The organism is uncultured Corynebacterium sp. (assembly GCF_947253065.1).
Classification (GTDB): Bacteria; Actinomycetota; Actinomycetes; order Mycobacteriales; family Mycobacteriaceae; genus Corynebacterium.
The window spans coordinates 17,271-28,373 of the sequence record NZ_CAMXWS010000011.1 but is presented as its reverse complement, the minus strand read 5'-3'; the positions used below and the strand labels follow the sequence as shown (position 1 = coordinate 28,373).

The 11,103-nt window shown below is 59.3% G+C and carries 9 protein-coding genes; 1 reads left to right on the top strand and 8 read right to left on the bottom strand.

The window, feature by feature from the left end; all coding sequences use genetic code 11:
* Positions 1–7: 7 nt before the first annotated feature.
* Genes Q0X21_RS04390 through Q0X21_RS04380 form a run of 3 tightly spaced genes read right to left on the bottom strand, consistent with a single transcriptional unit; the run spans position 8 to position 4,619 of the window.
* Entirely contained in the window at positions 8–949 is a 942-nt protein-coding gene (locus Q0X21_RS04390; protein ID WP_297850537.1) for a hydrogen peroxide-inducible genes activator, read from the bottom strand.
* A 52-nt stretch (positions 950–1,001) separates the two neighbouring features.
* Positions 1,002–3,563: an RNA helicase gene (locus Q0X21_RS04385; protein ID WP_297850536.1), complete on the bottom strand. Its 2,562-nt coding sequence runs from the start codon at positions 3,561–3,563 to the stop codon at positions 1,002–1,004.
* A 27-nt stretch (positions 3,564–3,590) separates the two neighbouring features.
* A complete protein-coding gene (locus Q0X21_RS04380) occupies positions 3,591–4,619 on the bottom strand; it encodes a PAC2 family protein (protein WP_297850535.1) in 1,029 nt (342 codons plus the stop codon).
* Between the two features lie 212 nt (positions 4,620–4,831).
* Between Q0X21_RS04380 and Q0X21_RS04375 the strand changes: the two genes are divergently transcribed.
* Positions 4,832–6,058: a DUF4192 domain-containing protein gene (locus Q0X21_RS04375; RefSeq protein WP_297850534.1), complete on the top strand. Its 1,227-nt coding sequence runs from the start codon at positions 4,832–4,834 to the stop codon at positions 6,056–6,058.
* 9 nt (positions 6,059–6,067) lie between these two features.
* On the opposite strand, the gene galE is transcribed toward Q0X21_RS04375, so the two are convergent.
* The 5 genes from galE to Q0X21_RS04350 all read right to left on the bottom strand — a co-directional run bounded on the left by galE (position 6,068) and on the right by Q0X21_RS04350 (position 11,093).
* Positions 6,068–7,039 carry a UDP-glucose 4-epimerase GalE gene (gene galE, locus Q0X21_RS04370; protein WP_297850532.1) on the bottom strand — a complete coding sequence of 324 codons (972 nt, stop codon included), beginning with the start codon at positions 7,037–7,039 and terminating at the stop codon, positions 6,068–6,070.
* A 31-nt stretch (positions 7,040–7,070) separates the two neighbouring features.
* Positions 7,071–7,760 carry a metal-dependent transcriptional regulator gene (locus tag Q0X21_RS04365; protein WP_297850531.1) on the bottom strand — a complete coding sequence of 230 codons (690 nt, stop codon included), beginning with the start codon at positions 7,758–7,760 and terminating at the stop codon, positions 7,071–7,073.
* Positions 7,761–7,935: 175 nt separating this feature from the next.
* Positions 7,936–8,931, bottom strand: coding sequence for a sigma-70 family RNA polymerase sigma factor (locus Q0X21_RS04360; RefSeq protein ID WP_297850530.1), 996 nt, complete (start codon positions 8,929–8,931; stop codon positions 7,936–7,938).
* 171 nt (positions 8,932–9,102) lie between these two features.
* Positions 9,103–9,537 carry a D-aminoacyl-tRNA deacylase gene (dtd, locus tag Q0X21_RS04355; protein WP_297850529.1) on the bottom strand — a complete coding sequence of 145 codons (435 nt, stop codon included), beginning with the start codon at positions 9,535–9,537 and terminating at the stop codon, positions 9,103–9,105.
* A gap of 32 nt (positions 9,538–9,569) precedes the next feature.
* On the bottom strand, positions 9,570–11,093 hold the full coding sequence (locus Q0X21_RS04350; protein ID WP_297850528.1) for a class I SAM-dependent methyltransferase: 1,524 nt from the start codon (positions 11,091–11,093) through the stop codon (positions 9,570–9,572).
* Between the last annotated feature and the right edge of the window lie 10 nt (positions 11,094–11,103).

Sequence of the window (11,103 nt, the reverse complement as noted above, 5' to 3'; positions counted from 1 at the left end):
GCGGAACCTAGCTTCGCTTATCGACGGTCGCGTTGAACGCCTCCACGATGATCTCCCCGAGGGCAGCGAATTCGTCATCACGAGTAGAAGACGCGCGGTGCACGAGGCCGACATTGCGGGAAGCAATGACGGAATCGTCGAAGTGGGCCACCGTGACGCCAGGGCGGGCGCATTCAACGTCGACGGCAGAAACCGGCAGCAAGGTTCCACCGTATCCGGCGGCGACGAGCTGGATGACCGTAGTCAGCGATGACGCGCGGGTGACGGTATCGGCCATTCCGGCGACATTGAGGTTGGCGGTGCGACACAGGTCCATGATCTGGTCACGCAGGCAGTGGCCATCGTCCATGAGCAGCATGTTCAGCTGGTCTAGCTCAGGGAGTGTGACATCGTCGCGGCCAGCGAGGGGATGGCCATTTGCAACGGCGATGGCGAATTCTTCGGTGTAGAGCGGGATCTCAATAAGACCAGTCGTGCCGGTGGGGAAGGCGATCAGGGCTGCATCGAGCTGGCCACTGCGCAGCTGCTCCATGAGTGCTGGGGTGGTCTCCTCGACGACCTTCGGCTCAAGGTCGGGGTAGCGCTCATTGGTCAGGCGCAATAACTCGGGCAAGAGATACGGCGCGATGGTGGGGATGATGCCCAGGGTGAGTTGCCCGTTTAGGGTGCCATGGACACCGCGGGAGTGATTGACAAAGGCCTCGGCAGCTTCAAGCGTGGCCTGTGCGTAGGGGAGGAGCCGCTCACCGATCGGGGTGACAATGACTTTGCGGGTCGAGCGTTCAATCAGTTGGATCCCCAGCCCGGTCTCCAGCGCGACGAGCGCTTGGGAGAGTGAGGGCTGGGAGATCTGCAGCTGGTTGGCGGCGGTGCCGAAGTGCCGGTGCTCGGCAATGGTCACGAAAGTGCGCAACTGAGACAGCGTTGGGCGGTACTCCTTGTTACTCATGTTTTAAAAGTACAAGGATTGATAGGTTGGCGGAGGAAAATAGCTAAATCAATTAGTGGCGCATTTCCAAAGAACTCAGCCTTACTTCACCAGCTTCATCTGAGGCATCAAGGTCAACGGTGCCGTGTAACTGGAAGGAATTGTCACCGTCGGGGTCTTTGATGATTTGGGTGACGGTCCAAGATCGTGCCTCTGTCTCCTGAAGTGAGAAGAATTCGGGACCGCGAGCATCGGCGTCGAGATCGACATCGTCGTATTCATCGAAATAGTCGTCCATAAGAGCGGGCCAGTCAGGTTGGTCAGCCAGCTCCATGTATTCGAGCATGTCGGCGAGTTCCTTTTCCTTCTCATAGGCAAACAACTCGACGAGACGGAAGAGGTAATTGCGCACCATGATCGTGAAGGCACGGCGGTTGGCAGTCAGAGCTGTTGGATCTTCCACACCGAAGGCCAATTCGCGTTCCAGATCGTCGCGGCTAATCGGGGTGTTTTCATCGGTCATGTGGGCCCATTCGTCGATAAGCGATGAATCGACCTGGCGGATGAGCTCGCCGAGCCAGACGATGATGTCGTCGAGACGCTCTGTCATGTATGCGTCGGGGATGGAATGTGACAGGGTGCGCCACGCGTCGGTGAGGTAGCGAAGGACGACGCCTTCGCTGCGCGCGAGACCGTACGTGGCGATGACGTCGGAGAATGTCATCGCGTGTTCGATCATGTCGCGCACAACGGACTTCGGCGAGAGATCGAATTCCTTTGCCCATGGGTTGCCCTGCACAAAAGTCTCGTACGCATCCTCGAGCTCGTCGTGCAGCGGCTGCGGGTAGGTGACATCTTCGATGAGCGCCATGCGTTCGGTGTAATCAACGCCGTCGGCTTTGAGCGCGGCGATTTCTTCGCCACGTGCAGCGGATTGCTGTGCTTGAAGCAGCTGGCGTGGGTCGTCGAGGATCGCCTCGAAGGCTGAAATGACGTTGAGGTCGTAGGTATCCGAAGCTGGGTCGAGCAACGTCAGAAATGCGAGCGCGAACGGTGCCAATGGCTGGTTGAGCGCGAAATCGCGGTCGAGCTCGGCGGTGAGAGTGTACGGACGGAACGCGGGGGAGTCCGGGGTGCGCTCGACCACCTCGGCTGCGATGAGACCACGGAAGAGATCGACGGCGGTCAGAATGTCGCGGTTCTGCTTTGCGCGGGTGTCGTGGTTATCGCGCAGGAGGTGTTTCATGTGCTCGTAGCCGTCGCCCGGGCGGGCAACGACGTTGAGCAGCATTGAATTAGTCACGGTGAATTGGCTGGTCAGCTCTTCCGGCTCTGCCTCTTTAAGGCGGTTGAACGTGTTCTCCGACCACGAAACTTCGCCGTCGCGCGGGGCCTTCTTGCGGATCTTCTTCAGTTTCTTCGGATCATCGCCTGCCTTGCGACGTAGCTTGACGTTCTCGATCTCGTGCTCGGGTGCCTGGGCGACGACTGTTCCTTCGGTGTCGTATCCAGCACGCCCTGCGCGTCCTGCGATCTGGTGGAATTCGCGGGACTTCACAATGCGCTGCTTCGTGCCGTCGAATTTAGCCAGGCCGGTCATGAGTACGGTGCGGATCGGCACGTTGATGCCAACGCCAAGCGTGTCCGTACCGCAGATGACCTTGAGGTGACCGGCTTGCGCGAGACGCTCGACTAGGCGGCGGTATTTCGGCAGCATGCCTGCGTGGTGGATGCCGATGCCGCGACGCAGCAACTTCGACAATGTCTTACCGAAGGTGGTGGTGAAGCGGAAATCCCCAATCGCTTCGCGGATCGCTTCTTTATCTTCGGCTGTGATCATCGAGATCGACGTGAGCGCCTGCGCGCGCTCCGTGGCTTCGCGCTGGGAGAAATGCACCACGTAGATGGGGGCCTTGCCGTTATCGAGCAATTCCTCAATGGTCTCGTGCACCGGGGTGAATACGTAGTGGAAGTCCAAGGGGACAGGGCGTTCGGAGCCACCCACGAAGGTCGTCTTTCGTCCCGTTCGGCGCGTCAGGTCGTCCTCGAGCCATTTCGTGTCACCAAGAGTGGCGGACATGAGCAAGAACTGCGCTTTCGGCAACTCCAGCAGTGGAACTTGCCAGGCCCAGCCACGATCGGGCTCGGAGTAGTAGTGGAATTCATCCATGACCACCTGGCGAATATCGGATTTCGCGCCCTCGCGCAGCGCGATATTGGCCACGATTTCGGCAGTCGCGGCGATGATGGGGGCATCGCCGTTGACAGTGGCATCGCCCGTCATCATGCCCACATTTTCTGGGCCGAAGATTTCGCACAGGGAGAAGAATTTCTCACTCACCAGCGCCTTGATCGGTGCGGTGTAGAACGACCGTTGGCCACGGGACATCGCGATGAAGTGCGCGGCATTAGCCACCATCGACTTCCCTGAACCAGTCGGGGTCGCCAGGATGACATTGTCCCCAGCCAACAGAGCCAAGGACGCTTCCTCCTGGGCCGGATACAGTGAGATACCGCGGGAGGTAGTCCAGGAGGTAAAAGAGTCCCAGACTGCGTCGTCGACAAGCGAGCTCGGCACGTTGTCGAGGTCAGCGATGGAATCTGCAAGCGTCGGCGCGGGGTTGTTGGAAGTCACCCCATCTACGGTACTTGAAGCCCGCGCCTACTCATCGTCGTCGGGGTCCTCGGGCAGATCAATGTGCCCGGGGTCCTCCCACATGCCATCAATATCCTCTGCACCAGGGCCAAGCGTCTTGCCACGATCCCGGTCATCGATCGCGGCGAGGAAGTTCTCGAAGGCCTCACCGATCTCTTCGCCACTGGGCACCTGGGCCTCGCCCGGCATCATCTTTTGCGGGTTCTTCTTGCGGTAGGACGCCATCTCCGAGTCGTAGTGCTGCTCAAGCTGCGCAACGACGTGGGAGATTTCCTCAGAGTTATTGGTTTGCTCCGCGAGCTGCGCGGCGACACGGTCCATATCATGCTCGATCGAACGCAGTGGGAATTCAAGGTTCGACGTATCCGAAACTGACTGGAGCAGCTGATAGACCGCGTTCGGGTACGGCGAGGACGCAACATAGTGCGGCACGTGCGCGGTATAGCCAGCAACACGGCGACCACGCGAGTGAAGCTCGCGCTCGATCATCACCGCGGCAGCGCCAGGCACAGACACCATGCCGTCAAAGGTGAACATTGTGCCAACGAGGTCACGGTCATTGCCGTGCGCGGACACAACGAGCGGACGCGTGTGCGGCGCACCCATCGGCGCGGCGTACAAGCAGATCGTCTTATCCACATTGAAGCGATCCGCCAGATCAGCAACGGACTTCGAAAAAGCCTCCCACCGCAGGTCTGGCTCCGGGCCAGACAGCAGCAAGAAAGACTCGCCCTTCGAATCACGCAGGACGCGAATATCCAGGTCGATATTGTCCATATCGGTGATTTCATGCTCGCTCAACGTCACCATGGGGCGACGGGCGCGGTAGTCAATCAACTCGTCGTTATTGAAGGTGGCAACAGTGCGTGAATCCAGCGCGGCCTTCAAGTGACTGGCTGCGCCTTCAACGGCGTGACCTGCATCAGCGTAGCCTTGCATGGCCACGATCAGGGTGGGCCCAGAGGACGCGCCGGCGTCCACGGCGGGAGCTGGGTACTCCAGCTCGTACATGTGCCGTTGGTCGTCTGACGTCATATGACATCCTCCTTGCTTTCGAACCGTCTAACACCCCGTTCAACTACCGGGTACAGCGTTTCATTCCCACCTTACGGACCGGGCGCGGCATTCGGTTGCGCACCTGTCACTTTGTCCAGAAATGCACAGCTTCGCTTAACGACGCCCCGTGTTCCCAATCTTTTCACCCTCCCCAGGGAACCTTGAGCATGGGTAGGGAAGTCCAATAGGGCATGAAAAATGAATCCTCACGCTCACAGAACCTGCCACCTTTTGACCCGTGGACCGATGATGTCGGTTCCGTTGATGACCCATCTGCAATCATCGCCACCATTCCTGGCACTTTGGGGTACTACCCACAGGAATCCATCGTGGTGATCGGACTGATCCCTGATCCAGCGAACGGAAAGGAACTGATCTTAGGGCCCGTGTTGCGCGCTGATCTTGCCCATGCTGGCCAACTGGCCAACTTCTTGGAGACTGCACCGGTTGAACGTTGTGTCGCCTTCCTTGGCGTCTTAGTTACGCGCACACCTGATGCCGCAAGCGCGCGCACCGCGATCAACGATCTCGACGGTCTGGTCCGCGAGGATGGCGAACCGCTCGTTGATGTGCTGTGGCATGTTTCCGAAATCGCGCAAGGCACCCCGTACACCATGCTCTTCGGGCCGGATCCTGCGTTGATGGCCCGTGAATGGCCGCACGTGAATTGGGGCCATGGGGTAGTGGGATCAGTGATCAATTCCCCCGCAATGCGAGCAATGCGTGACAACGGCACGCTGCCCGCATTGAATCGTTCGGACACATTCGAATACTTCGAGCATGATTCGGTCGCTGACAGCGGAATCGATGTCATCGTCGATGGGGAGATCGTGGATATCGCTTCACTTACACGCGATGCCGCGCGCCGTGCTGACGTGCTTCGCCGCCAGCTTGATCAGGGCAGTCCCACGCCGGGATGGTTCGTGCGGAGAGCCATGACAGCTTTGCGCGATGCTCCGCCACAACCCCTCGTCGGAGTGGATGGGCGATGCAGCTTGGGCCATGCGTTCCAGGAAGTGGAAGCACTCAATGCGCTCGCGACGGCGCTGAGCAGGTCCCTTTTTCGCGATTGTGTCATTGGCACAGCCGTGCGCTACCCGGAGCAATCTGCCACAGCTTTGCTTGCCATTGCACGCTCCTTCAAAGGGGTCATTCGTGCCAATGCATTGAGCCTGTGGGCGATCGTGGCCATTAGTCGGGGATTGTCATCATGGGCATCCGCCGCACTAGTGACTGCGCAAGAAGAAATGCCGAAGCACTCCATGTCAGCGATTTGCTTGGAGATCCTCGCTGCCGGTCAACAGCAGCACCTCGTTACAACGATTCTGCAGGGCTGCGAGCTCGCCTGTGAACACATCACCGGGACAGATGAAGAACGTGATGATGGTCTGGACTTTGACCAAGCAGCAAGCGCCTGATCAATTGCACTAATGCGACTGGGTGTACTCCCACGCATCACGGACAATCTGGTCCAGATCGGTGCGGGTCGGTTCCCACCCCAGCTCTTCCTTCGCGCGTTGCGAGGATGCGATAAGCGTTGCCGGATCACCAGCGCGCCGGGGAGCGACCTCGGCTGGAATCTCGTGGCCGGTGACGCGGCGGCATGCCTCGATGACTTCCTTGACGGAATAGCCGTCGCCGGAACCAAGGTTGAAGATGCGGTGCTTGCCCGGCGTATTCGATTCGAGCGCGAGCAGGTGAGCATCAGCCAGATCACGGATATGGATGTAGTCACGCACGCACGTGCCGTCAGCGGTGGGCCAGTCATTGCCGTACATGAAGATCTTCTCGCGCTTGCCCTGCGCGACCTGGAGCACCAGCGGGATCAGGTGCGTTTCCGTCGCATGGTTCTCGCCGAGACCGCCATAGGCGCCAGCGACATTGAAATAGCGCAAGCTCATGGCACCCAGCCCAAACGCGGTGGCATACGAGGTGATGGCGTAGTCGATCGCCAGTTTGGTCGCGCCATAAGCGTTGGTGGGCTTAGTGGGCATGTCTTCCGTGATCGGGACACGCTCAGGCTCGCCATACGTCGCTGCGGTGGAGGAGAAGACCAAGGAAGTCACATTGTTGGCCCGCATGGAATTCAACAGCTTCAGCGTGGTGCCCATATTGTCACGCCAGTACTCATCAGGCTTTTCCACGGATTCGCCCACGAGGGAACGGGCGGCGAAATGCAACACCCCGTCGACAGGTGGCTGGCCGTCCTTGGTGGAAAGCACATCGTCGATCACATCGTTGATATCGCCTTCGACCAGCGTCGCACCTTCCGGCACAGCGTCACGGTTACCCGTGGAGAAATTGTCCACGATCGTGACTGCGTGGCCAGCTTCCAGCAAAACTTTGGAGCAGACGCTGCCGACATAGCCGGCTCCGCCCGTGACAACGAGGTGGGACATGGTTCCTTCCGGTTTGTTTCAGGGATGCGGGCTAGTCCAGCACGGTGACGCGGAGGGCGTGGGCGAGCTCCGGCGCGAGGGTGATCTGTGAATCCGCTTCCGTGGTAACAGCGATCGTGCCGTTATCGGTGCGCTCGATAGTGACGTGCACACCGCGGTTGATTCCGTAGCGGCAGATCGAAGAATAATGCTCGGAATCGAGCTGGAGAATCTCATTGATCTGCACGACTTCAACGCGGACTGGTTCGCTCAAGTCGAGCTCGCTGACGCGAACGCCAAGGTCGTTTTCGGCCGGTTCTTCGTAGCCCAGTTCGTCGAGCGCGGGGATCGGATTGCCAAAGGGGGAGCGAGTCGGGTCGTCGAGGACCTTGATCAGTTGGCGCTCCACGTCTTCACTCATCACGTGCTCCCAGCGGCATGCCTCGGCATGGACCTGGCTGAGCTCGAGATTCAAAACGTCGGTAAGCAGGCGCTCAGCGAGTCGGTGCTTGCGCATCACGGAGGTTGCGAGTTCGCGGCCGCGCTCCGTCAGCGAGAGTGAACGGTCAGCTTCGACGACCATCAACCCGTCACGCTCCATGCGCGCCACAGTCTGGGACACTGTCGGACCTGATTGGTCGAGGCGCTCAGCGATGCGGGCGCGCAGGGGAATAATGCCTTCTTCTTCTAGCTCGTAGACCGTGCGCAAGTACATTTCGGTGGTATCTACGAGATCTCTCACTACGAACTTCCTTCGATCCTCATGCGAGCCGAGCGGGCGCTCCTCGTAGATCGAGCTAAGGGGAGTGCTCGTTGGCCGCTACTCGTTCAAGACTGAGCAATGGCTAGGGCACATAGTAACCCAGAAAACCGGCGACGGTCCGCAAGGGCGGTGTCGCCGTGGCAAGGAACTGGGACTATAGCGCGTAATCGCGCAGACGGTCGGCGCGTTCGCCCACGCGGAGCTTGCTCATCACTTCGCGCTCAATTTGGCGTACGCGCTCGCGGGACAGACCGAATTTACGGCCGATCTGGTCCAGGGTGCGTGGCACACCATCATCAAGGCCGTAGCGCAGACGAATCACGTCCTGCTCGCGCTGCTCAAGGCCCCCGATGATGTCATTAATATCGTCGTGGCGCAGTGCGGAAACGACCGCATCTTCAGCGTCAGCAGCTTCAGCATCCTCGATGAAATCACCCAAAGGTGCTTCCTCATCAGCGCCGACGGGCATATCCAAGCTCACCGGATCGCGGGACTGGCGCAGCAGCATCTCGATCTTGGATTCTTCAATGCCCGACTCGTCGGCCAGCTCCTCATTCGTTGGTTCGCGGCCCAGGGACTGGTACATCTCACGGCGAATGCGGGAGAGCTTATTCACTTGCTCCACAAGGTGGACTGGGAGGCGAATGGTGCGCGACTGGTCAGCCATGCCACGGGTGATCGCCTGACGGATCCACCAGGTTGCGTATGTGGAGAACTTAAATCCCTTGGTGTAGTCGAACTTCTCCATCGCGCGGATCAAGCCCAGGTTACCCTCCTGGATCAGGTCCAACAGTGGCATGCCACGGCCGGTGTAGCGCTTCGCTAGGGAGACAACGAGACGCAGGTTAGCTTCCAACAGGTGGGAGCGTGCCTTGCGGCCTTCCTTGGCCAAGATCTTCATATCGCGCTTCTTAGCGCGGGTGAGCTCTACCTCCGGGTCGTCGAGGAGACGCTGTGCGTAGAGACCGACCTCGATCTGCTGGGCGAGTTCGACCTCCTCCTCAGCGTTCAACAGAGCGGTCTTGCCGATGCCGTTGAGGTACACACGAACCAAGTCTGCAGACGGGTTGTCATTCGTCTGGTTCCGGCGGCTCCCGCGGTCGACCTTTTCTTCATTGGCATCAGCATGATCCACATCGGGTTGAGTCATGGATGGAAGCTCCTTTAAGTCTCGCGAATCTATCGGTACAACGCCGGACAAGAGCAAATTGTTCCCCGTTGTCAGGCCCCTTTGGCTGCATACGCATTCATGCAGTTCAGGTGGGATCTTTCGTAGGGAGCGGATACGCGGTTGTCTGAAAGGGACTTTAGCAGCTTCGGTCTAGCTTTCAACAAGAACAGTGAACGGCCCAGAGTTGACTGAAGCAACGTCCATCATCGCGCCAAAGCGGCCCTCTTCAACGTGGATTCCACGCTCGCGTAAACCAGCCGCGATCTTGGCAATCACCGGTTCGGCGACATCGCCAGGTGCAGCGTCAGACCAAGAGGGACGACGTCCCTTCTTCGTGCGGCCCATCAGCGTGAACTGACTGACGAGAAGAACAGGAGCGCCGGCATCTTCGACGGAGACCTCACCGTCGAGGATGCGCAGTTCAGCGATCTTACGCACCATGGTTTCCCATGCATCATCGGCATCGTCGGTGCCGACACCGACGAGTGCGAGAATCCCGCCGGTTTCCGGACAATCGATCGCTCCGACGACCTCACCATCGACGGTGACGGATGCTTGCGTAACGCGAGTGAGCACAGCTTTCATCGGTTCTTTTGCTTCCTTTCAACAGGGCAGTACTAGGTAGTCAGGCTGACCAGATCAGCCGGTAGGACGAATCCGTGGCGAATGAGGTCGATGATGACGCCAGCGGCTTCGTCGTAAAGCGCGTTTTCCGCATCATCGTCAAGGCCATGGGATGCGGCCCACAAAGAAACGATGTCACGCAGCGGTAGGCCGTCTGGATTGAGTCCGGCGAGGATCGCGGCGACAGCATCATCAACATCGTGAGTGAATCGTGGGCCGTCGGTACGCGTGACGCGCTTGACCTCAGAGGCAAAGCCCATGCCCGTTTCAGTATCGGACAGGCTGACGTCTTCGAGTGCGACGCCAGGGCGCAGGGCATAGCGCGCATCGAGCACATCGCTTATCGACGCCTCCCGCAACCACTCCATCCTCACGAAATACTCCTCGACTTCCGGGCCGAGCGGATCAGTGAATGGCTGGGCGAGTGTTTCCGAGGTGACCTCCGTGGGGGCGTCACCGATATCGCGAATGAAGATCCACCCGAACCCGACAGCACGGACATCGTGCTCCCGGAAGTGAGCAAGCCACGTACGTGTGCGAGCGATTCCTTCTGCCGAGCGTGGATCAATTGATTCGTCTTTCAACCACGTCGACACATACAGCGCCGGATCGACTACATCGCGCTGCAGCACCCAGGCGGAAACACCCGTGGACGGGAACCAGCTAGCCACGCGCTGTTCCCACGATTGCCCACTGGTGTGAACCCAGGATCCGAGAACGAACGCAGAACCGGACTCAGCGAGATAATCCGGTGCTGCACCGACAACGAGCTCCGTCGCACCATCAAGGTCCAGACCAGAATCACGGTAGACATGCCCGACTTCAGGCAGTCCGACCACGAAAGGTGGATTTGTCACAATACGGTCGAATTTCTCGCCTTCGACTGGCTCGAACCAGGAACCGTGGCGCAGCTCCACATTGTTCACTCCTGCGCCGGCCATGGTGGCTTCTGCAAGAGTGAGGGCTCGCCCGTGAACATCGGTCGCCACCACCCGCTCAGCAGCGGCTGACTGCGCCAACGCCTGAACACCCGAGCCCGTTCCCAAATCCAGCACTGTTTCAACCGGAGTCAGGGGAGTAGCAGACAACAGAGACAAACTCGCCGCACCGACACCAAGGACATGGTTCGGTCCCGGCACATGGTCAGTGACAGATGCATCGAGGTCAGAGAACACAAACCGATCGTGGCCGGCGATGAAATGCGGACGAATATCCAATGCCACTTGGACGTCGCCGGAAGGGGTACGGGTGAGCACCCCGGCGTCGATAAGCGAAAGCACGAGGCGCGGCGGAAGGAATTCAGAGAGCTCTTCTGCCGTCATCTTTTCGCGCACGAGGAAGAAACGGATCAAGCCGGAGAGCCGTGAATCATCACAGGCTTCCAACACCGCGCCGGGCTCGCCGCGGAAGAGCGCTTCGACCGCATCTGGGCCAAGGTGTGCGGCGATGGAATCAGCGGTGAACCCCGCAGCTTCGAATTCGCGGGTTAGTTCGCGCGCGACGGATAGTGGCTGCACGGTGTTCTCC

What these genes read in the sequence shown, in the direction of transcription:
- Q0X21_RS04390 (WP_297850537.1), bottom strand. Translation starts at nt 949, where the DNA reads ATGAGTAACAAGGAGTACCGCCCAACGCTGTCTCAGTTGCGCACTTTC.
- Q0X21_RS04380 (WP_297850535.1), bottom strand. Translation starts at nt 4,619, where the DNA reads ATGACGTCAGACGACCAACGGCACATGTACGAGCTGGAGTACCCAGCT.
- Q0X21_RS04375 (WP_297850534.1), top strand. Translation starts at nt 4,832, where the DNA reads ATGAAAAATGAATCCTCACGCTCACAGAACCTGCCACCTTTTGACCCG.
- galE (WP_297850532.1), bottom strand. Translation starts at nt 7,039, where the DNA reads ATGTCCCACCTCGTTGTCACGGGCGGAGCCGGCTATGTCGGCAGCGTC.
- Q0X21_RS04360 (WP_297850530.1), bottom strand. Translation starts at nt 8,931, where the DNA reads ATGACTCAACCCGATGTGGATCATGCTGATGCCAATGAAGAAAAGGTC.
- dtd (WP_297850529.1), bottom strand. Translation starts at nt 9,537, where the DNA reads ATGAAAGCTGTGCTCACTCGCGTTACGCAAGCATCCGTCACCGTCGAT.